The organism is Nonomuraea sp. CA-143628 (assembly GCF_050942315.1).
Classification (GTDB): domain Bacteria; phylum Actinomycetota; class Actinomycetes; order Streptosporangiales; family Streptosporangiaceae; genus Nonomuraea.
Genome location: NZ_CP192072.1, coordinates 6,506,267 through 6,528,659 on the forward strand (window position 1 = coordinate 6,506,267; position 22,393 = coordinate 6,528,659).

A 22,393-nucleotide genomic window follows, 5' to 3' on the forward strand; every position below is an offset into this window, starting at 1 on the left:
ATGTCGCAGCCCGGACAGAGACTGCAGCACATCGCGGGTCGGGCCAGGCGATGGTCCGTGGCTGTGACGATCGGCGCCCTGCTGGGCGCGTCGCTGATGTCGGTGGGGGTGACGCCGGCGCAGGCGTCATCGACCGACTTCACCATCTTCGACGGGCGTACGACCGTTCCGATCCTGATCGACCCGTCCTATGGCGGCGAGCACGCCGATCGGGACTACACGCAGGTGCGCCGCGCGGTCCAGGACCTGCGCCAGGATGTCGCCATGGTGACCGGGGCGGTCGATCCCGGCGAGGTGCAGAGCCTGTTCGTCGACGACACACCGGCCAGGGAAGCGCGGCTGGCGAAGGCCGACCAGCGCAAGTTACCTGCCCTGCTGACCAAGGCCGCGGGCCAGAAGACCGCGATCATCGTCGGCCAGATCGGTCAGAGCCGGCTGATCGACGCGATCGTCGCGGCCGGCAAGTTCGACGAGGCCGCCGGAATCAAGGGCAAGTGGGAGGCGTACGCGACCAAGACCATCAAGAACCCGGTCCCCGGGGTCGGCAACGCACTGGTGGTCGCGGGCAGCGACGCCCGCGGGACGATCTACGGGATCTACTCGATCTCCGAGGAGATCGGCGTCTCGCCGTGGTACTGGTACAGCGACATGCCGGTCAAGCGGCGCGACGACATCGAGGTCAAGGGCAAGGCCCGGGTCGACGACGGGCCGGACGTCAAGTACCGCGGCATCTTCATCAACGACGAAGAACGCACCATGGTGTGGGCGAAGAAGAAGTTCCCCACCGGCAACGGCACACCTGACGTCAACTACTACCGGCACGTCTATGAGCTGATGCTGCGGCTCAAGCTGAACACGTTATGGCCGGCGATGCACCTGGCCTCGAGGGCGTTCAACGCGGTCACCGACACCGGGACGTACGACAACGGGACTCCGATCAACGCTCGCGAGGCGTCGGCGTTCGGCGTGGTCGCCTCCTCCTCGCACGCGGAGCTGATGCTGCGCAACAACGAGGGGGAGTGGCGGCAGTGGTACGACCGCAACAAGGACGCGCTCGACATCAAGGGCGCGGACGCGGTGGCGGCCTACGACTATTCGATCAACAAGCCCGCGATCCTGGAGTACTGGCGCCAGCGGGTGGTCGCCAACTCCGGCTTCGAGAACATCCTCGCCCTGGGCATCCGCGGGGTGCACGACAGCGATCCGGTGTTCACCCCCGGCAACCCGTACGGGTTCAAGGACAAGATCGAGATGCTGGCCGACGTCATCAGCGAGCAGCGCAAGCTGATCGCCGCGGTCTACGGCAGCGCCGACGCCGTGCCGCAGGTCTTCATCCCCTACAAGGAGATGAACGATCTCTACAACGCCGGGCTGAAGAACTACATCCCCGGCGACGTGACCCTGATGTGGGCCGAGGACAACCAGGGCTACCTGCGCCAGGTGCCCACCCGCGCCGAAGCCGCCCGGTCCGGCGGGAACGGCGTCTACTACCACATCTCCTACTGGGGCGAGCCGAAGAGCTACCTATGGCTGAACTCCACGCCGATGTCCTTGATGGTGCAGCAGCTGCACCGGGCGTGGAACTCCGGCGCGGGGCGCTACTGGATCCTCAACGTCGGGGACATCAAGCCCGGCGAGATCAAGCTCGACCTGTTCGCCAAGCTCGCGTGGGACGTCAAGGGCTATGACGACACGAACATCGGGAGCAAATTCCTCACCGAGCAGGTGCGGGAGGACTTCCGGCTGAAGGGCGACGACGCCGCCGTGGTCACCGACGCGCTGCAAAGGTTCGACGCGCTCGAGAGCACCAAGCGCGCCGAGTTCTGGGGGGAGATCAACTCCTCCAACGCGAGCTCGGGAAGGATCCACAACGGCCAGGTCTTCCCGCTCAGCGCGACCTCGGACGGGGATGAGCTCCAGCGCTACATCAACGAGTCCAGCAAACTGGTGGCGATTCTCGAAGGCGTTTCCGCGAAGCTCGACCCGCGCTATCGCTCGGCCTTCTATCAGCAGGCGCTCTACCGGGTCCGGTCCTACCGCAACATGGCCGAGCAGATCGGCTACTACTGGAAGAACCAGCTCGCCGCCGCCCAGGGCCGCTACGCCAGCGCGGGCAGCTACGAGCTGCTCTCGAAGCAGGCCCGTGAGCGCGTTTTCACCGACGAGGACCACTGGAACACGATCAGCGGTGGCAAGTGGGACCACGCCATCGGCCACAGCCATCCCGAGGGCTTCCCGAACGAGGGCACCGTCATGCTGACCAACGACCGGTATGCCCGGGTGGCCACACCGGCCGACGCGGTGGGCGCCGCCGCCGAGGGGAGCAAGGAGGCTGGCCGTGGCACGCTGACGTTCAACTCGGCCGCGCCCGACGACCAGCGGTTCTTCGACGTGTTCTCCCGGGACGACGTGTCCAGACCGCAGGAGTGGGTCGCCGAGGCGGACGCCCGGTGGATCACCCTTTCCCAGCGCTCGGGCACGACCGCGACAGAGCAACGGGTCACGGTGACCGTCGCCAAGAACCACCCGGCCGCGACGGGGACGATCCGGGTCTTCAACGCCGTCAACAGAGCCAAGGTCGGCGACCCGGTCGCGACGTTCACGGTCGACGCGGCGCGGGCGGCCGTGGACCTGCGCCGTGCCGAGCGCGGGCACCTGGAGGCCAGCGGATACGTGGCCCTCGAGGCGGAGCACTTCGCCGAGAACGTGCCCGGCACCGACGGGAGCCGGTGGGCCCCCCTTGAGGGCGTGGGTCAGCGCGGGGCGTCGATGGGCGGCTTCCCGGAGATCGCGCCCCGCGTCGACTCCGCCTTCGAGACGACCGCCCGCCTGAGATACCGCGTCTACTTCACCTCCACCGGGAAGTTCACCGGGACCTTCTACCGCGTTCCCACCCTGAACGAAGGCACAGAGGACAACGGCACGCCGCGAACCGCGCGTACGGCGATCGGGCTCGACGACCAGGCGCCCGGCCTGCTGCGCGGCAACTCCGTCGCCGGTACGAGCACCAGCCCCTGGGGCTTCAACATCATGCATGGCATCGAACCCCTGAACTTCACCATCGACGTGACCGCACCAGGGTGGCACGACCTCGTGGTCTACCGCTCGGACGCGGCGATCCTCTTCGACCGGATCATCATCGAGACCCGCGCCGGCGCGGCCGGCGACGGCCTGGTCGGCCCGCCCGAGAGCCCGAACAACATCGCCGCACCCCAGAAGGCCACCGTGGCGCCTCTTCCTGACGCGATGCCGAAGCTCCGGCGGCTGCCCGCGATCCAGACCTCGGTGGGCGAGACGAGCACGATCACGGGTGTACGGAATGTGGCGGCCGCCGAGTCCGACAACGAGACCGCCGCGTCGGTCGCGGTGAAGGACGGCCAGGTACAGGTCACCGGACACCGCACCGGGAAGGCCGAGCTGTCCATCACCGCCGGCGGCGGTGAGGCCTGGGTGGCGCCTGTCACCGTGGGCAGAGCCGCGGGGGCGCCGGTCGGCGCCTATCTGGAGCGCAACGGTTCGGTCGTCTTCGACGCGGCCGACGCGCTGGAGAAGAGCGCCGCCGCCAACGCGGTCGACAGCAACAACGGCACGCACGGCTGGGCGCTGGCCCGTAACGGTCTCCAGGTCGTCCCGCCGGCCGACGCCAGTGCGAAGGCGCAGTGGCTGGCGACCACGGCGGCCCAGGCCGAGGCGTTGTTCAAGGCCGGCCCGACGCAGAAGGTCAACGGGAGCTCCGCGGCGGGAGCACCACCGCGGCTCGACTTCACCGTCGACATCCAGACCGGCGGCACGTACTACCTGTTCGTCAACACGAGCAACCCGAACGCCGACGCCGACTCCTACCACGTGTTCGTCGACGGGCAATGGAGATACCAGTCGAACAAGTCCGGGCCGGAGACCGGGTTCGAGACGTGGTACGGCAGCACGAGCGTCGCCGCGGCCGCGCTGGCGCTCGGGCCGGGCGAGCACACGATCTCGCTGGCGCCTCGTGAGGCCGGGCTGGTGCTCAACCAGATCGTCCTGACCACGGACGACACACCCGGCCTGACCGGCTTCCAGACCCCCAGCGGCCGGAAAGCGAGCGCCTCATGAGGCTCTGACATCCTGGCCCCGCCACCAACCGCGACGGCCCCCGCCGTGTGCCCGCGCCTGTAGCCGGAGTCACTCGATGACCTCTACTCGACGACCTCTACTCGATGACCTCTACTCGATGACCTCTACTCGATGACCTCTACTCGATGACCTCGCCGGCCTTCCGGCGGCGGCCGTCGACGGTGACCGCACCTGAAGCGGTCGAGACGTCGATCACGCGCCCCCGGTAGGCCAGCCCGGTCAGCTCCACGTCCCCGTCCGGGAGCACCGCCGGCTCGACGACCAGGCTGCCGTCGAGCCGGAACCGCACGCCCGCCGCGCCGGTCAGGATGGCCTCCGCGCCGGCCAGCCCGGCGACGATGTTCACCCGGCGGCCCGAGGGCGCCGCCGCCGGGCGGTCGCAGTAGTGGTCCTGGGGGAAGTACGGGAAGTGCCGCCCCATCCAGAGCAGCCGTCGCATGACGTCCCAGGCCAGCGACGCCTCGCCCTGCTCCCAGAGCGTCAGGGCCAGCTGCGGGCCCTCTCCCGTGTACGCCCCGCCGCCTGACCAGTCGGTGTCGCCGAGCTCGTAGTGCAGCCGATCGTCCGAGGCGACGGCGCTGACGCCGTACGGCGCGAGGAACGAGCCGTTCCGCAGCCGCCCGAGCATGGCCTCGGCCATCTCCGGTGTGCAGGCGCCGTTGCGCATCGCGTCGAACGCCTGGACGTGCCGGACGAGCTCGGAGTGCCCGTCGGGGTAGCGGCAGCGGAACCACCCCTCTTGCTCGTCCCACAGCTCGCGGGCGATCGCGTCCCTGATGGCGCGGGCACGCGAGCGCAGGTCGCCCACCGGCAGCCGCGCGCCGGACACCTCGGACAGCTCGGCCAGCCGATCGAGGCACCAGGCGCGTTCGGCGTTGGGGCTGGCGACCACGTGCTCCCAGCCGCTGCTGCGCATCTCCAGCAGGTTGTACTGGTCGCCGTAGTCGCGTAGTGCCCCCGCCGGGGCGAATCGGGCGTCCAGTCCCTCGACCAGGTCGTGGAGCTGGGTGACCAGGGCGGGGGAGATGCCGTGGTGAGCGGCGACGGCGGTGGCGAGGGTGACCAGCGACCAGCCGCTGTAGGCGTACGGGACGCCGAGGCCCGTGCCGTCGGGGGCGATCGCGTAGTGCCGGGTGAGGTCCACCTTCATGATCGACTCCAGGACGCCGGTGGTGTCCTCGCCGAGCATGAGGGTGAGCAGGTGGGGGGCGTACCCGCCGGTGTCCCACGCGTAGGCGCACAGCGCCCCGCCGTCGACGCCGGATGTGGCCACGAAGGGCGAGGTGATGAAGCCGGGGTTGTCCCAGAGGCAGACCAGCCCGCTGGCCAGGGACCCGCGCCAGTACGCGGCCAGCCCGGGGATGTCGCTGGTCAGCCGCGGCACGCGCGCCAGTGCCCGGGCCAGCCGGTGCTCTGACCGCTCGGCGGACTCGGCGGCCAGCTCCCGTGGCCGCCCGGGCGGCCGGCCGGCGCCGGCGCGGACGGCCAGCGCGAACACCGCCGTCCCGCCCGCCGGGACGTCCTGGCGCAGTCCCTCGTGGGTGAGCTCGATGGTGACGTCCCCGGCCTGCCAGGTCCACGGGCCCGTGCTCACGGCCTTCGGGCCGGGGGTGGGTGGCACCCAGCCCCATTCGGCGAGCGGGACGCGGCGGGGGCCGCCGGGGTCGGCTCTCGGGTGAAGGGTCACCGTGACGTCCCGTCCGGCTCGGTTGGTGATCTCCACCTCCAGGACGAATCCGGCCTGGCCGTGCAGCGGGGTGAGGGTGCTCAGGACGCGCAGCGACATCGGCTCGCCGTCCTGGTCGTGGCGGCGGTGGTAGGTGCCGTGCCTGACGATCCGGCCGGGCCACCAGGTGCCGCCCGCGGGCAGCAGGCCCACCCCGGCCACGCCCGGCGCCGCGCCGTCGGTGATCCGGTGACCGTCCACCTCCAGCTCGACGGCCAGCCCGGCGTCGGGCGCCGCGTACGGCGGCGCGAACCACCCACCGACCCCGCACACCGATCCCGGCGGGGCGTGGACCGTGGTCCAGCCGCTGGTGACCCACGTGTGACCGGGCGCCACGCTCTGGCGCAGGTCGAAGGCGAACTCGTCAACGGAATAAGGCATGCGTCAATCCCTTGCCTGACGTGGCTGTCGGGGGAGTCGTGCCCGAAGGGCGTGGACGGTCGGAGCGTCGGCCGGTCGGCGCGTCAGTCGGCGCGTCGGCCGATCAGTGCGTCGGCCCGGAGATCCGGCGTCTCGTGACCGATGCTGACACCGGCCCTTATCCATCGCAAGAGTTACCGCCGAGTTACGCCTGTTTTTCATTCAGGTATTGCTATCGAACCGGTCCAGCGTTACGGTCCTGGCAAGCGTTGGACCGGTTTGACAAAAGGCCGGGCGCAGCTGAGGAACGTGCATGGAGAAAATCACGATCCGCGATATCGCACGCCTGGCAGGCGTGTCGAAATCGACGGTGTCACTAGTGATCAACAACAGCCCGCGGGTCGACCCGGCCACCAGGCGCCGCGTGCTGGCGGTGATCACCCGGCACAACTACGTGCCCAGTGCCACCGCGAGCGCGCTGGCGAAGGGCGGGCGGCCGCCGTTCATCGGCATGATCGTGCCCGGGCTGACGTGGCGGATGGTCGCCCCGCTGAACTTCGGGGTCGCCTCCGTCATCGAGCGCACGCCGTACGAGATCATCCTCTACACCAGCACCAACGACCGCGACTACGGGCCGGTCATCGACCGGATGCTCGCCTCGGGGCTGTCGGCCGGGGTCCTGGTCATCAACCAGGACCAGCCCATGAAACCCCTGCTCGACCTGCATGAGCAGGGGGTGCCCGTGGTCCTCATCAACACCCTCGGCTCCCACTTCGACCTGCCCTCGGTCGAGGCCGACAACTACGAGGGCGCCTACGGCGCCGTCCGCCACCTGCTGGACCTGGGTCACCGGCGGATCGCGTCGCTGGCCGGGCCGATGACGTATCCGTGCTGCCAGGACCGGCAGCGCGGTTACGAGGACGCGCTGACCGGTGCCGGGGTCCCGATCGACCCCTCGCTCACCTCGCAGAGCGGATTCGAGCCCCCCATCGCCCGTGAGCTGGTGCGCGAGCTGCTGGGACGTGCCGACCGGCCGACGGCGGTGTTCGCGCACAACGACGTCACCGCCTACGCCGCCATGGAGGCCGCCGCCGACCGCGGCCTGCGGGTGCCCGAGGACCTGTCCGTGGTGGGGTTCGACGACATACCGTCATCGGCGCACGTCAAGCCCGCTCTCACCACGGTCGGCCAGCCGTTCGAGGCGATGGGCGAGCAGGCGGCCCGGATGCTGCTCGCCATCGTCTCCGGTGAGGGCCCGCCGCCGCCCACCCGCATCCACCTGCCGACCGCTCTCATCGTCCGCGACAGCACGGGTCCCGTTCCGGCCTGACGCGCATTTCCCATCGCTATTCACTTCGACTCGACTTTCACTTCGCCTTTCACATCCACTTTCACATCGACGAAGCGCAGACCGGCGCCCCTGGGGCACCGGTCGCGATCCCCCCCTGCCCGTCGTAAGAAAGGACCCTGCCCATGGGTCGCCTCACGAAGACGCTGGCGTCCGCCATTCCCGTAGCGCTGCTCGCGGCGCTGGGACTGACGGCGCCCGCGGCCGCCGCCGCCCCCACCGAGGTCATGCCCGCCGACGTCCTCGCGTCGTTCACCCAGTTCACCGGAAACCCGGCGCCCCAGACGAAGATCGTCACAGTCCAGGGCCAGCCCGACTTCGACAAGGCCCTCCAGATCACGGTGACCGGGCAGCCGAGCTCGCCCGGCCTGGACGGCGAGTACTCGCTGGGCGTGGGCGTCCCGTCCGCGCAGCCCACGGTCAAGGACGAGGCGATGCTGGCCACCTTCTGGGCGCGGTCGGTCACGCCGACCCCGTCCGGATCCGGTCTGGCCCACTTCGTGTTCGAGCAGAACGGCGGGAGCTACAGCAAGTCCAGCCAGGCGGCGATGAAGTTCGGATCCGTCTGGCAGCGGTTCGAGCTGCCGTTCCGGATGGCCGCCGACTACGCGGCCGGGCAGGTCCGCATCAACTTCTGGCTCGGCTACGGCCCGCAGGTGCTGCAGATCGCGGGTGTGTCGGTGCTGCGGTACGGCCCCGGAACCCCGGCGGGCTGGCCGCAGGCCACCTACGCCGGTCGAGAGGCGGGCGCCTCGTGGCGGGCCGCCGCCGACGACCGCATCGAACGCAATCGCAAGGGCAACCTCTACATCAAGGTCGTCGACTCCCAGGGCCACCTCGTCCCCGGCGCCACCGTCCAGGCGGACATGACCAAGCACGCCTTCAAGTTCGGCTCGGCCGCGGACGGCATCCGCCTGATGACCCAGAACACCGCCGGCCAGAAATACCGCGACACGCTGAAGGCCAACTTCAACCAGTTCACGCTCGGCAACAACCTCAAGTGGAACCACTGGGAGAACCTGACCGAGCGCAACACCTACACCCTTCCCGCGCTCCAGTGGGGGCGCGACAACGGCCTGTTCGTCCGCGGGCACACCCTGATCTGGCCCTCGTGCGGCAACATGCCCGCCGACGTCTGCGGTCTGCGCGGCGACCCCGCCGCGCTGCGGAACAGGATCGACACCCATATCACCGACGAGGCGAGCACGCTGGCGGGCAAGATCGACGAGTGGGATGTGGTCAACGAGCCGTACGCCAACCACGACGTGCAGAACGTGCTCGGCGACGGCGAGATCGACCGCTGGTTCCGGCTGACCCGGCAGGCCGACGCGGGCCCCAAGCTCTATCTCAACGACTACGACATCATCGAGGACAACGGGGCGGAGGTCCGCCACCAGGACCAGTTCACCGCCCTGGCCACCTCGCTGAAGAACGGCGGAGCGCCCATCGGCGGGATCGGCATCCAGGGGCACTTCTCCGGCGAGCAGCTCACCCCTCCCGCGGACCTGGTCACGCTGATCAACAAGTTCGGCGGGATCGGCCTGCCGATCGCGATCACCGAGTTCGACGTCGGCACCACCGACGAGCAGCTCCAGGCCGACTACACGCGTGACTTCCTCACCCTGATGTTCAGCATGCCGCAGGTCACCGGGGTCAGCACGTTCGGGTTCTGGGAGGGCGACACCTGGGATCCCAAGCGGGCCCTGTTCCGGACCGACTACACGCCCAAGCCGAACGCTCTGGCCTGGCGCGACCTCATCTACGGCAAGTGGCTGACGAAGGCGTCGGCCACGACCGGGGCGACCGGCTCGGCCACCGTGCGCGGCTTCCTCGGCGACTACACGGTGAAGGTCACGGCCGGCGGCGTCACCAAGGAAGTACCCGTCTCGATGCCGACCATCGCCGGCAAGGCCATCACGGTGGTCGTCGGCTGACCTCAGCACATCGAGCCGGTTCATCGAAAGGAAAGTCCATGTCAGCCATTCAGCTCAGCCGCCGGCAACTCCTGCGGGCCGCCGTCGCCGCCGGCGGGGCCACGGTCCTCGCCGGCTGCGGCGACTCCGGGAAGGACGCCGCCCCCGCGTCGGGGACCACGCTGGCGTACTGGGACTGGTACGTCAGCCAGGCGCCGTGGGTCGACAACGAGATCAAGCTCTTCCAGCAGGCCAACGGAAAGGCCACGATCAAGAAGACCACCCAGGTCACCGACAAGTACCTCGACCTGGTGGCGCTGGCCTTCCGCAGCGGCACCGCCCCCGACGTCTTCCTCCTGCCGACGAAGCCGAAACTGGAGGTCCACGTCGGCGAGGGCTGGCTGATGCCGCTGGACAAGTGGGCCACCCCGGAGTGGCGGTCGAGGTTCCCCGACAACAGCTTCGTCGAGGGCGTCAACGTCTTCGGCGGCAAGGTCTACTCCGCGCCCTTCAGCGGCCTGGCCCCGGCGTTGCAGCTCTACATCCACAACGGCGTCTTCAAGGAGGCCGGCCTGACCAACCCCGACGGGACGGTCCTCATCCCGAAGACGTGGGACGACATCACCCGCGCCGCCGCGACGATCACCAGCAAGAGCGGCGGCAAGGTCTTCGGGCTCGGCTTCGGCAACGCGCAGAAGGGTGCCCTGCCGTGGCTGATCGAGCTGTTCTGCCGGGGCGCCGGATCGCCCGGGGGCACCCAGTCGGTCGACTACCGCACGGGCAGATGGACGTACGGGACCGACCGCAACTACGCGGACTTCCTCGCCCTCCTCCTCGACTGGAAGAGCCGCGGCTTCATCTACCCCAACTCGATGAGCATCTCCGACGAGCAGGCCAGGGCGTTCTTCTCGAAGGGCCGGTTCGGCATGATCGTCGGCGGCGTGTGGAACCAGGCGCCCTGGGAGGAGGCCGGATTCAAGGACTACAGCCTCATGACGCTCCCGTCGCCGACCGGCACCCCGCAGGGCTTCTTCTACGGAGCCCCGGGCAGCTACCTGATGGGCATCTCGGCCAAGGCCAGGAACCCCGACCAGGCGTGGGCCTGGCTCGACTGGTTCTACAGCCGCGAGGCCGGCAAGCGCTGGGTGCAAGGCGGCTACGGCCTGTCGGTCTACCCCGACAACAACGACCCGGCGGGCGTGACCTCGCCGACCTTCAAACAGTACGTGGCCATGGCGAGCACGGCGCTCGTCGGCCCGGTGCCCGCCATCCGCAACCCGGAGCTGGCCAAGGTGGAGGTGGCGCCGGTTCAGCCGGACCTCCCGGACGTCGCGGCCGGCATCTACACCGGCCAGCTCAAGGACGTGCCCAAGGCGCTCAAGGAGCTTGAGGACCGCCTCAACGGCGCCTTGAGCGAGGCCGTCTCGAAGGCCCGCGGGCAGGGGCTGAAGGTCAGCATGGACGACTACGTGTTCGCCGACTGGGACATCGCCAAGTCGTACACCACCAAGCGCGGATGAGCTGATGACGGACATCCAACTGGTCGGCCGGCCCCGTGCGCTGGTCGCGGGCAGGGCGTCCCGCCTGCGGCAGCGGATCGCCGCGGCACGCTGGTCCTACCTGTACGTCCTGCCGATGCTGGTGCTGCTGCTGGCGTTCGTGATCTACCCGATCATCGCGTCGCTCGGCTACACCTTCTACCGGTGGGACGGGATCGGCGAGCCCGGCGACTTCGTCGGGCTCGCCAACTTCTCCCGGGTGATGACGGACTCCATCTTCTGGGGAGCCCTGCGCAACACCTTCTTCTATGTGCTGCTCGTGGTGCCCGTCCAGCTCGTTCTCGCGCTCGCGCTCGCCCTCGTGCTGAACAATCGCCGGCTGCGCGGGCGGACTTTGTACCGGACGCTCTTCTTCCTTCCGGTGGTGACGTCGGCCGCGGTCGTCGGCGTGGTCGTCCAGCTGCTCTTCTCCAATTTCGGGGACGTCGTCAACGACGCCCTGATGTCGATCGGCCTCACCGACGAATACGTGGACTGGCTGGGCGACCCGAATTTCGCGATGCTCATCATCATCGGGGTCGGGATCTGGCACACGCTGGGCTACAACCTGGTGTATTTCCTGGCCGGTCTGCAGACGATCCCCGACGAGCTGTACGAGGCGGCCCGGCTCGACGGCGCGGGCGCCTTGGCGAGCTTCCGCTACATCACCGTCCCCATGCTCAGGTCGGTGGGGGTCGTCATCGTGCTGCTGTCGGTCATCGGCTCGTTCCAGGTCTTCGACCTCGTGCAGGTGCTCACCAACGGCGGGCCGTACTTCGCCACCGAGGTCGTGAACACCTACATCTACCACCTGGCGTTCGGCGGGTTCGGCGGGTCCACCGTCGAGCGGGACGTCGGCCTCGCCTCGGCGGCCTCCTTTTTCTACGGGGTGCTGCTCATCGTCTTCGCCGTGGCCCAGGCCCTCTTCCTGCGGGTGCTGGTCAAGCGCAGGGGAGGTCGCGCATGACCCGGCGCGCGCCGTGGATGACGCACGTGTTCCTCCTCCTCGGCGGGATCGCCTGGCTGTACCCGTTCGTGTGGACACTGGGCAGCTCGCTGAAGAGCACCGACGAGTTCTTCGGCCGCGGCCTGAACCCGCTGCCCGGCACGCCGCTGTGGTCCAACTACGGGCAGGCCTGGCAGGGGGCGTCCTTCGGCCAGTATTTCCTCAACACGCTCACCATCACCGTCGCCACGGTGGTCATCACCCTGCTGGTGACCGCCATGGCCGGCTACACGCTGGCCCGCACCGAGTTCCCCGGCAAGGGGCTCGTGCTGGTCGCGGTGGCGGGGACGGTGTTCCTGCCCCACGGGTACACCATCATCCCGATCTTCGACATCATGAACGCGCTCGGCCTGCTCAACAGCCTGTGGTCGATCATCATCGTGCAGTCCGCCGGCGGGATCGTCTTCGGCACCTTCCTGTTCATGGGCTACTTCCGGGCGATCGACGGCTCGCTGGAGGACGCCGCCCGGGTCGACGGGGCCAACTTCCACCAGGTCTTCTGGCGGATCATGCTGCCGTTGTCGGGGCCGATGCTGGCGACGGTCGGCCTGTTCACCGCCATCTCGGCGTGGAACAGCTTCTTCATCCCGCTGGTGTTCACTCTCGCCCGTCCCGAACTGCGCACCCTGGGCGTCGGGATGTACGCCTTCATCGGCGAGAACTCCACCGACTGGACGCTGCTGTGCGCCGGCTCCGTCATCACCCTCGCCCCCATCATCGCCATCTTCCTGGTGCTGCAGAGGTTCTTCGTGAACGGGCTCGCCGGCGCCGTCAAACAGTGACAGAAGGGTTGCCCATGTCCCGTCCCCGGCGAGCCGCGATCGTCGGCACCGGCCTTCGCGCGCAGCTGTTCACCCAGGGCCTGGCCCGGCGCGAGCACGTCGACCTGGTCGCCCTGTGCGACCCGAACCGGACCCGCATGGCCGTGCACAACCGGCTCATCACCGCGCTGGGCCGGCCCCCGGCCGCGACCCTTGGCCCGGACGGGTACACCCGCCTGCTCCGCGACGTCGACACCGTGGTGGTGACCACCGTCGACGCCCTCCACGACGCCTACATCGTCCCCGCGCTCGAGGCGGGCTGCCAGGTGATCACCGAGAAGCCGATGGCCACGGACGCCGCCCGTTGCGCCCGGATCCTGGACGCCGTGGACCGCACGGGCTCCGGCGTGACGGTGGCCTTCAACTACCGGTTCAACCCGGTGCACGAGAAGGTCTGCGAACTGCTGCGGGCGGGCGAGATCGGCCAGGTCCTGTCCGTGCACTTCGAGTGGCTCCTGGACGTACGCCACGGCGCCGACTACTTCCGGCGCTGGCACCGTCTGAGGGCCGGCAGCGGCGGCCTGATGGTGCACAAGTCCGGGCACCACTTCGACCTGGTGAACTGGTGGCTGGGCAGCGTGCCGCGGCGCGTCTACGGGCAGGGCCGCCTGGCCTTCTACGGCGCGGCCAACGGCCGGGCGTCCGGTTTCGCGCGCGACTACGAGCGCGCCCATGGGGCGCCCGAGGCCGCGAGCGATCCGTTCGCCCTGGACCTCGCCGCCAACGCACAGCTCAAAGAGCTGTACCTGAACGCCGAGCACGAGGACGGCTATGTGCGCGACCGCAACGTCTTCGGCGACGACATCACGATCGAGGACGACATGGCGGTCCTCGTCACCTACGCCAGCGGCGCCACGATGACCTACCACCTCACGGCGTACTCCCCCTGGGAGGGGTACCGGGTCATGTTCAACGGCACCCGGGGACGGCTGGAACTGGAGGTGGAGGAGACGCAATGGGCCGATCCGGGCACGGGCGTCACCGCCGGGTCGGGGGCGCTGCACGGCGACGTCGCCCCGCCCAACTCCGGCGGGGCGCGGATCCGCGTGCGTCCTCTGTGGGCGCCCCCGCGCGAGGTCCCGGTGACGGTGGTCCACGAGGGGCACGGCGGCGCCGACGAGCGCATGCTGGCCGCGATGTTCGACGGCGCGGCCTCCCCGGTGGCGCTCGCGGACGAGCGGGACGGCGCCCGCGCCCTGGCGATCGGACTGGCCGCCAACGAGTCGTTCGCCACCGGGCAGCCGGTCAGCTGCGACACGATCACCCGGTGATCTTCAAGGGTCCCAGACCTGGGCCGTCGGCGTAGGTTTCGCGTCAGGCCCGGCCGAGGACGCAGAACTCGTTGCCTTCCGGGTCGGCCAGGACCTTCCAGGGGACGTCGCCCTGGCCGACGTCGGCGGGCGTCGCGCCGAGGGTCCGCAGCCGGGCCACCTCCGCCGCCTGCTCGTCGATGGGGTCGGGCAGCAGGTCGATATGGATGCGGGTCCACACGGTCTGCACGCCGGGCCTGCGGAGGAACTCAAGATATGGGCCGACACCCTTGGCCGAGCGCAGCCGCGCGTGATCGTCGGTGACCTCGTGCACGGTCCAGTCCGTCGCCTCACCCCAGAACCGGGCCATGGCCCGCGGATCGGCGCACTCGACCACCATCGCGGCGATCGGCCCGGTGTCGCGGTAGATCTCCCGGGGCTCCAGCACGCAGAACACGTTGCCCTCCGGGTCGGCCAGAACCGTCCACGGGACGTCGCCCTGGCCCACGTCGGCGGGCGTCGCGCCGAGCTCCTTCAGGCGCGCGACCAGCTCCGCCTGATGGGCGGCGGAGGTGGTGGCGAGGTCGAGGTGTACGCGGTATCTCACCGTTTCGGGGTCCGGGACGCGGACGAGATCGATGTAGAAGGCGTCGGGGTCCGGCCAGGAGAAGCCCTCGGGTTCGAGGTTGGTCACGCCGGGTCCCTCGCTGGAAAGACCCCAGCCGAGCGCGTCCGCCCAGAACCGGCCGAGCGCCGAGTCATCCCGAGCCTTGAAATTCACCTGAACAAGTCGCAACGCCATGCCGCTGATCCTATGCCCGACCTACAAAACGCATCTTGGCGGTAACAGGCAGGTCGGGGACCGCGCCGAGCGGCCGATGGCTTCGGGCGGGTGCGCCGCGTAGCGGCACACCCGCGGGTGCGCTTTGGTCAGGAACTGGGCAGCGAATGGCCTGGGAAGTGATCAGGCGAAGAGCCGAGACTCGGCGGGCTGGTTCCACGACGGCGGACACCGTGCTGCCGCCGTGCCGCTGAGGAAAGGCTGAGTGATCTTGACCGAACGCGTACGCGTGGCTGTGCTGGCGGGTGGACCGTCCGCCGAGCACGAGGTGTCGCTGCAGTCGGCGCAGGCTGTGCTCGATGCTCTGCCGAGGGATCTGTACGAGCCCGTCGCCGTCATCATCGACCGGCAGGGCAGGTGGCCGGTGGAGCTGCGACGCGATCTGGCGGACGTGGTCTTCCCCGTGCTGCACGGGCCGTTCGGCGAGGACGGCGTCGTCCAGGGTCACCTGGAGACTCTGGGCATCCCGTACGTGGGCTGCGGCGTCATGGCCTCCGCCGTGGCCATGGACAAGGTCGCGATGCGGCGCATGTTCCTGGCGGAGGACATTCCGGTCACCCCGCATGTGTGGTTCACCGAGCACGAATGGCGCACCGCCACCGACCACTGGGGTCTGGTGAAGTCGCTCGACTGGCCGATGTACGTCAAACCGGCCAGCATGGGCTCCTCCATCGGCATCTCACGTGTGACCTCCATCGAGGAGCTGCGCGCGGGCGTGGAGCTGGCGCTGACCTACGACCGGGTGGTCATCGTCGAGCAGGGCGTGACCGCGCGCGAGCTCATCTGCGGCGTGCTCGGCGGCTACGACACTCCGGATGCTTCGGTGCCTGGCGAGCTCCTCGTGCCCGGCGACTGGCTCGACTATGAGGCCAAATACCTCAGTAACGCCGAGATCGCCACCATCCCCGCCGTGCTGCCGGAACGGGTGGCCGAGGAGGCGCGCGAGCTGTCCCTGCGCGCCTTCCGGGCGATCGGTGGCTACGGACTGTCCCGGGTCGACTTCCTCTATGAGGAGGACACGGGACGCCTGTACGTACTGGAGATCAACACCATGCCCGGCTTCACCTCCCGTTCCGTCTACGCCCGGTGCTGGGCCGCGAGCGGTGTCCCCTACCCGGACCTGCTGCGCCGACTGATCGACCTCGCGTTCGCCAGGAGCGGCTCGTGATCCCCATGGCGCTGAACGAGATCGCGCAGGTCGTCGGCGCGAGCCTGCGTGACGTGCCCGACCCGGGGGCGCTGGTGACGGCGCCCGCGGCGGTCGACTCCCGTGAGGTGGTGCCCGGCGGCCTGTTCGCCGCGACGGTCGGCGCCCGCGTCGACGGTCACGACTACGCGGCCGGTGCCATCGCGGACGGCGCCGTCGCGGTGCTGGCCGCACGGCCCGTCGGCGTGCCCGCCCTGGTGGTCGAGGACGTCCAGGTCGCGATCGGCCTGCTGGCCAGGCACCTGCTCGAACGCGTCAGCCCGATCGTGATCGGCCTGACCGGCTCGGTGGGCAAGACCACGACCAAGGACCTGCTGGCCCAGGTGCTCGAACGGCGCGCCGCGACGGTCGCCACCGACAGGTCGTTCAACAACGAGCTCGGGCTGCCGCTCACCGTGCTGCGTGCCGACGCCACCACCCGATACCTGGTGCTGGAGATGGGCGCGGGCCGTAAGGGCGACCTGACATACCTGACCGGGCTCGCGCCTCCCCAGGTCGGGTTGGTGCTCAATGTCGGCACCGCGCATATCGAGCGTATGGGGGCCGGGCTGGCCGACGTGGCCGAGGCCAAGGGCGAGCTGGTCGAGGCGCTTCCGGCGGACGGGTTCGCACTGCTCAACGCCGACGACCCGTACGTCATGGGCATGGCCGGCCGCACCAAGGCCCAGATCGTGTTGTACGGCAGGTCGGCGCGGGCGCGGGTGCGAGCCGAAGGCGTACGGATGGCCGACCGGGCGCGAACCGCGTTCGAGTTGGTGACGCCCGCCGGCCGTGCCCCGGTCGAGCTCGACCTCATAGGCGAGCACCAGGTGAGCAACGCCCTGGGCGCCGCCGCCGTCGCCACCGCACTCGGCCTGGGCGTCGCCGAGATCGCCGATGGGCTGACCGCCGCGCGGCGGCGCTCCGGGGGCCGGCTGGAGATCGTCGAACGACCTGACGGCATCACCATCGTCAACGACGCCTACAACGCCAACCCCGAGTCCATGCGGGCCGGGCTACGGGCGGTCAAGGAGCTGGCCGGCACCCGTCGTACCGTCGCCATACTCGGCGCGATGGGCCAGCAGGCCGACGCCTCCCGCGCCCGGCACGCGGAGATGGGCCGGCTCGTCGCCGACCTCCGCTTCGACGTGCTGATCACGGTCGGCGCGGGGGATCCGCTCGCGATGGCGTGGGCGGCGGAGACTTCGAACCAGGGCGTGGCCGTCCACACCGTCGAGGACGTGGCCGGGGCCATCGAGCTGGCCACCTCCCTCCTCGAACCGGGAGACGTGGTGCTCGTCAAGGCCTCCAGCGAGATCGGGCTCGGCGCCTGCGCCCGTGCGCTGGCCCAGTGACTGTTCACAGGAAACGGAGTTCCATGCGCACTATCGGGCTTATCGGCGGGTTGAGCTGGGAATCGACGGTGATCTACTACCAGATCATCAACCAGCGGGTACGCGAGCGACTCGGCGGCAGCCATTCCGCCGACAGCCTCATCTGGTCGGTCGACTACACGCGTGTCGAGGACCTCATCTTCGCCGGCCGCTGGGACGAGGTGAGCACGCTGCTGACCGGGGCGGGCGGGAAACTGGCGGATCTGGGCGCCGAGGTCCTGCTCATCTGCAGCAACACCTTCAGCCGGGTGAGCGACGACGTGGCGCGGGCCGTGAGCGTACCCGTGCTGCACATCGCCGACACCCTGGGCGCCGAGATCCGTGCCAGGGGCATGCGCAAGGTCGGCCTGCTGGGCACGCGATTCACCATGGACGAGCCCTTCTACCGGGATCGGCTGGCCGCCCACGGATTCGACGTGGTCGTCCCGCGGCGTGAGCAGCGGGAACTGATCCATCACGTGATATTCGACGAACTGGTGCGCGGGGAGCTCCGGGAATCGTCCAGGGACGCCTACGCCCGGATCATCGATGATCTCGCGGCCGACGGCGCTGAAGGCGTCATCCTCGGCTGCACGGAGATCGAGTTGCTGATCAGTGAGAAGGACAGCTCCATCCCGGTGCTGCCGAGCGCTCGGCTGCACGCGGAGGCGGCAGCGGGCTTCGCTCTCGCCGACTCTTAGGCGGATCGGTAAGCCGGTGCGCCGTACAACTCCCGGTGCCACAGGTCGGCGCGGAGGCGTTCGATGCCGGCCGCCAGATGGCGGCGGTAGGTGCTGAACGGCAGGCCGAGCCGTTCCGCGGCCAGCTCCTGGGTGGGCGTGCCGCGCAGGAACGTGACCGACAGCGCCTGATGGAACTTGACCGAGCGCGGATCCGCACGCAGGCCGTCGATCGCCTGGCGCAGCAGGTCACCCAGCGCCGCGGCCGGATCCTGCCCGGCCCGCTCGGCGATCAGCCTGGTGCGCGTCAGAGGGGAAACGGCCAGCGCGTCCGGCCGCGACAACCGGCGCAACGCCTCGCGGACCGCCTCGGCGAACTCCGCCCGCGACAGCACCGCCAGCTCCGCCGTCGCGGCACCCGGGGCGCCGACGAGCTGCCGGTTCATCCGCTCCAGCCACGCCCGCGCCGGCACCGCGCGCCAGTCATGGACGAACAGGGTGTACGCGTCATCCCCCAGCCGCGGCTGCTCGGAGAGGTCACGCATCCCGTAATGCCGTAACCGCTCCGCCCACGCTTGGTCCGGATGCCGTGTCGCGATATATGACCAGGCCATCCGTTCGGCCCGCAGACAATCGCCGATCACTCGCCACTGGATCACCTCCATCAGGGGCGAGTTTCCGCGATACGTCTTTCCGTAATACGTCTTTCCGTAATACGTCTTTCCGCGATACGTCGGCAGCGTCCACAGCCGGCTGACCGCCACATGCTCACCGGCGCGCAACGGCGTGGTGGCACGGGCGTGCGCCCACGCCATGGCCACGATGGGATCGGCCGTCAGCTCCTCCTCATCGAACTCCGCCAGCCGCAACCACGCGGAGAAGGCCACGGGCTCGCCGGTCTCGGTCCGCCGATACAGCCGGAACGCCTCCGGCTGACGTTCCGCCCAGAAGGCGGCGCGGCGCGCGGACGCCGCGCCCTCCGCCGCCGTCGCCATCCGGACCAGCGTGCCGACGTCCTCCTGGCGCAGCGCCGCTTCCTGGAACTCGCCCTCGTCGTGGCGGCCGTGGAAATCGGCCGGCGCCCCGTCGCCGCGATGCGGGTAGAGCAGTGCCGCCACCGCGCCGGGCACGTCCGCGTCGCTCGCCGTACGCACCTTGTCCGCCAGATGCGCGTGAACGCGCTCGCGCATCACCGCGTACCCCTCCGGATCCCGCCATCGCAGGTCAGCCTCCACCACCTCCCGCACCACGTCATGCGGAAACAACCCGAGACCGCTCGACGCCACGAACGGCAACCGCCGCAACCACCGGAACAACGTCCCGGCCTCCTGCGGCAGGGCCGCCCGCAGCAGGTCCTCCGTGGTCGTGTACGCGTGCGCGCAGATCTCCAGAGCATGCCGATGGGCCGCCGAAGGCACCTCGCCCACCAGCTGGTCCAGCAACGTGGCCACCACGTCCTGACCCGGCGTCCACCGCCGGCCGGCCCCGCCGTCCTTCACCGCTGCGGCCGCCCCCAGCAGCAGCGCCAGCGGATGGCCACCGGCGAAGGCCGCCAGCGGCTCACGCGACTCGGCCGGCACCCCGCAGGAGTCCATCAGGGCCTGCGCGTCTTCGGCCCGCAGGTCGCGCAGCGGCAGCACCTCCAGCGCGCCCGCCCACCCCGGGTCCGCCTGCCAGCGCAGATCCGGCGGGTAGCGCCCCGCGATCACCACCAGCGCCCCCACGGGCATCCGCGGCAGGAACCGCTCACGCAGCCATCCCTCCAGGCCCTGAACGCGTTCGAAGGAGTCGACCAGCAGTACCGCCCCCGCGTCACGGAAGACCGGCTCCGCCTCTGCCTCGAACGCCTCCGGCGACGGCTCCGACATGCGCCCGTCCACCATGGACACCGGCCGCCCCGTCACCGCGGCCTCGTGAGCGAACCGCCGCAACAAGGCCGACTTCCCGATCCCGCCGGGACCGTGCACGAACAGCACGCTGCGACCGCCGCCGTACAACGCCGCCTGGAAAACCGCGAGCTCCTCCTCCCGCCCGGCGAACGCCCTCTCACGCGCCGCTCGCAGGTGCCATCCCAGCGATCCAGATGTGTCGTTCATGACGAACCACGATCGGTGCCGAATGTGCGCGCGTTGTCCGCCGCATGTCACCGTTTCTCGACGGGGGCGACCGAAGGCGCAACCGTAGGCGCGACCGTGACACGCTCATGACAGGGCGCGGACGGGGTGGGGACACGGCCGGTCGACAGTGGACGGGGTTGACCGTCCGCTGGACAGAACGTCACGGCGATGGTGCTCACGAAAAGGGGAGAAGCCGTGGCTGATGGCAGAGAAGGCAACAGTGACGCCGACGCGCTGTTCAAGGCCGGGAAGTTCGAGCAGGCCGGCCGCGCCTACGAAGAGATCCTGAAAACAGACCCCAAGAACATGCAGGCGGCCCGTCGGCGCGGCTATATCGGGCTGCTGTCCAACCGGTTCCCCGACGCCGAGAAATACCTCAAGATGGCCCTCGAGCTGGCACCCGACGACAAGGACGCCAACCGGTTCCTGGCCGATTGCTACATCCGGCAGGACGAACTCGCCCTCTCCGCACCACACTGGCGAGCGACCGGCGACGAAGTCTTCGCCAAATGGTTCGCGGCGGTCAGCGGCGAGCCGTATCAGATCCACGGCGACATCGCGCGTGTCTCATTCGCGCAGATGGACCCGTTCCCACTGGTGGAGGCCTTGGTCAACGGCGGACCGCCGAAGCGTTTCGTGCCCTACACCGGCGCCCCGTGGCTGGGCATGTCCGCGAAGGTAGCCGAGGAAGCCGGGCTGAGCCCCGTCGCCAGCCAGAAGATCGATTACCTGGGCGGCAGCGCGTGGCAGTACTTCGGGGTGCTGGACTCCTTCAAGCTGGGCGGCATCGAGCTGCGCAACATTCCCGTGGAGTGGTCGGAAACAGACACAGGTGAGGAGTCCAACGACGGCATCATCGGCACGTGGGTCTTCTACCACTTGCTGACCACCTTCGACTACGCGGGCCGGTCGCTGATCCTGCGCCGCCGGACCCCCGAAACGGCCACCCAGGTACGCGCCGCCGCCGAACGAGCGGGCGCCCAGCCCCTGCCGCTGTGGCTGGCCCGTGAGCACATGTGCCACAGCACGGGCAGCATCGCCGGCTCCGGACCACGGGTGGTGGCGGTGCCCATCGGCGGAACCGGTGAGATCGCCGCGAGCATGCCCGGGGAAACGGCCGAGCAGTTGCGGATCCGCACTGACTACGACCGCCCGGTCGAGACGTTCGCCCACAGCCACCCGGTCGTCGCCTACCCCTGCTATCCGAAGGAGATCCGGCTCGGTGAGGCCGTCGCCAAGGAGTTCTACTGCATGACGAACCCCAGCCAGCCGCTGGCCCCCTTCGGGTTCGACGTGTGGGCCCACATCTCCCACTCCTTCTACAAGCCCTACAACGTCACTCTCGACTTCACCGGCATGAACCTCTACATCGCCCGCGGCAAGGCCGCCTGATCGCCGCGACCGCGCGGGCTACGGCAGCATGCCCACCAGCGCGGCCAGCTCGGGGTCGCCTTCGTACCGTCGCCGGTGCAGGTCGGCGATCTTCGTTCCCATCTGCGGGTCGTCGTCGTCAGTGATGTCGTACGAGTCGTACTTCTCGACCAGTGGCATACCGAGCTGGTCGGTGCGCGCGTGCGCCGGATGCGTCAGGTACTCCCAGTAGCCGTCGAGGTCCTCGAGGACGAACACGCCACCCCAGTCGAAATCGCCTCCGTAGTCCCGGCCGACGACGAACGATTTCACCGCCGAGATGACCCGGCCCTGGTTGCGCATGCTGTCCAGGGCCTGCTCAATCTGCTCCTGCGTCACGCCGGCCTTGGCCTTCATGCGGATGCTGTGGAAGATCATCAAGCTCCTCTTCGTAGGTGGTGAACGCTGTTGACCAAGAGGTCCAGCGCTTGATGATGGCGCGCCCACTATGAACGAGCCCCGTGTCTCGTCGCGCCGGTAGGTGTTGCCTATTCGATGGCAACGGCGCGTAGGCACCCACGAAGCCGGCGAGCACGCCCCTCGGCCGACCGCAATTCCAGCCCGTTCTTCAGCAATCTCCCGCATCGACTTCATGACCTGCCCGCGCCTACGGTTGCCGCTTGATCGGCGTCGTTCGCGGCGAGGCGAAGGCCCGCTGCCGCCGACTTCGCGCATCGCGCGCCTTCCTTCTCGTTCCCGCGCAGGTATTGG

15 protein-coding genes are annotated in these 22,393 nt (G+C 69.4%); 11 read left to right on the forward strand and 4 right to left on the reverse strand.

What is annotated here, in order from left to right:
• Positions 1-57: 57 nt before the first annotated feature.
• Positions 58-4,092 (forward strand): glycosyl hydrolase 115 family protein, encoded by a 4,035-nt coding sequence (locus ACQP2T_RS29825; protein WP_433519364.1) that lies wholly within the window; start codon positions 58-60, stop codon positions 4,090-4,092.
• Between the two features lie 139 nt (positions 4,093-4,231).
• Here the strand turns inward: ACQP2T_RS29825 and ACQP2T_RS29830 are convergent, their stop codons facing one another.
• Positions 4,232-6,220 carry an MGH1-like glycoside hydrolase domain-containing protein gene (locus ACQP2T_RS29830; protein WP_433519365.1) on the reverse strand — a complete coding sequence of 663 codons (1,989 nt, stop codon included), beginning with the start codon at positions 6,218-6,220 and terminating at the stop codon, positions 4,232-4,234.
• A 292-nt stretch (positions 6,221-6,512) separates the two neighbouring features.
• On the opposite strand from ACQP2T_RS29830, the gene ACQP2T_RS29835 reads away from it, so the two are divergent.
• From ACQP2T_RS29835 to ACQP2T_RS29860, 6 genes are all read left to right on the forward strand, one after another.
• A complete protein-coding gene (locus tag ACQP2T_RS29835; protein ID WP_433519366.1) occupies positions 6,513-7,529 on the forward strand; it encodes a LacI family DNA-binding transcriptional regulator in 1,017 nt (338 codons plus the stop codon).
• Between the two features lie 143 nt (positions 7,530-7,672).
• Complete coding sequence (locus ACQP2T_RS29840) at positions 7,673-9,481, forward strand: endo-1,4-beta-xylanase (protein ID WP_433519367.1); 1,809 nt, start codon at positions 7,673-7,675, stop codon at positions 9,479-9,481.
• Between the two features lie 38 nt (positions 9,482-9,519).
• The gene (locus ACQP2T_RS29845; RefSeq protein ID WP_433519368.1) at positions 9,520-10,980 is read left to right on the forward strand and encodes an extracellular solute-binding protein; all 1,461 of its coding nucleotides are present in this window, start codon (positions 9,520-9,522) and stop codon (positions 10,978-10,980) included.
• 4 nt (positions 10,981-10,984) lie between these two features.
• Positions 10,985-11,965 (forward strand): carbohydrate ABC transporter permease, encoded by a 981-nt coding sequence (locus tag ACQP2T_RS29850; RefSeq protein WP_433519369.1) that lies wholly within the window; start codon positions 10,985-10,987, stop codon positions 11,963-11,965.
• The gene (locus ACQP2T_RS29855; protein ID WP_433519370.1) at positions 11,962-12,786 is read left to right on the forward strand and encodes a carbohydrate ABC transporter permease; all 825 of its coding nucleotides are present in this window, start codon (positions 11,962-11,964) and stop codon (positions 12,784-12,786) included. The genes ACQP2T_RS29850 and ACQP2T_RS29855 overlap by 4 nt, the downstream gene beginning before the upstream one ends.
• Before the next feature lie 14 nt (positions 12,787-12,800).
• A complete protein-coding gene (locus ACQP2T_RS29860) occupies positions 12,801-14,096 on the forward strand; it encodes a Gfo/Idh/MocA family protein (protein WP_433519371.1) in 1,296 nt (431 codons plus the stop codon).
• A 43-nt stretch (positions 14,097-14,139) separates the two neighbouring features.
• Here the strand turns inward: ACQP2T_RS29860 and ACQP2T_RS29865 are convergent, their stop codons facing one another.
• Entirely contained in the window at positions 14,140-14,877 is a 738-nt protein-coding gene (locus tag ACQP2T_RS29865) for a VOC family protein (protein ID WP_433519372.1), read from the reverse strand.
• Positions 14,878-15,121: 244 nt separating this feature from the next.
• Here ACQP2T_RS29865 and ACQP2T_RS29870 point away from each other — a divergent pair, with 244 nt between their 5' ends.
• Genes ACQP2T_RS29870 through ACQP2T_RS29880 form a run of 3 tightly spaced genes read left to right on the forward strand, consistent with a single transcriptional unit; the run spans position 15,122 to position 18,176 of the window.
• Positions 15,122-16,084: a D-alanine--D-alanine ligase family protein gene (locus ACQP2T_RS29870; protein WP_433519373.1), complete on the forward strand. Its 963-nt coding sequence runs from the start codon at positions 15,122-15,124 to the stop codon at positions 16,082-16,084.
• Between the two features lie 5 nt (positions 16,085-16,089).
• Complete coding sequence (locus ACQP2T_RS29875) at positions 16,090-17,457, forward strand: UDP-N-acetylmuramoyl-tripeptide--D-alanyl-D-alanine ligase (protein ID WP_433519848.1); 1,368 nt, start codon at positions 16,090-16,092, stop codon at positions 17,455-17,457.
• A gap of 23 nt (positions 17,458-17,480) precedes the next feature.
• Positions 17,481-18,176, forward strand: coding sequence for an aspartate/glutamate racemase family protein (locus ACQP2T_RS29880; RefSeq protein ID WP_433519374.1), 696 nt, complete (start codon positions 17,481-17,483; stop codon positions 18,174-18,176).
• Here the strand turns inward: ACQP2T_RS29880 and ACQP2T_RS29885 are convergent.
• The gene (locus tag ACQP2T_RS29885) at positions 18,173-20,251 is read right to left on the reverse strand and encodes an AAA family ATPase (protein ID WP_433519375.1); all 2,079 of its coding nucleotides are present in this window, start codon (positions 20,249-20,251) and stop codon (positions 18,173-18,175) included. The genes ACQP2T_RS29880 and ACQP2T_RS29885 overlap by 4 nt on opposite strands.
• A gap of 216 nt (positions 20,252-20,467) precedes the next feature.
• On the opposite strand from ACQP2T_RS29885, the gene ACQP2T_RS29890 reads away from it, so the two are divergent.
• Complete coding sequence (locus tag ACQP2T_RS29890) at positions 20,468-21,664, forward strand: tetratricopeptide repeat protein (protein ID WP_433519376.1); 1,197 nt, start codon at positions 20,468-20,470, stop codon at positions 21,662-21,664.
• Between the two features lie 18 nt (positions 21,665-21,682).
• On the opposite strand, the gene ACQP2T_RS29895 is transcribed toward ACQP2T_RS29890, so the two are convergent.
• The gene (locus ACQP2T_RS29895; RefSeq protein ID WP_433519377.1) at positions 21,683-22,060 is read right to left on the reverse strand and encodes a Dabb family protein; all 378 of its coding nucleotides are present in this window, start codon (positions 22,058-22,060) and stop codon (positions 21,683-21,685) included.
• Positions 22,061-22,393: the final 333 nt, after the last annotated feature.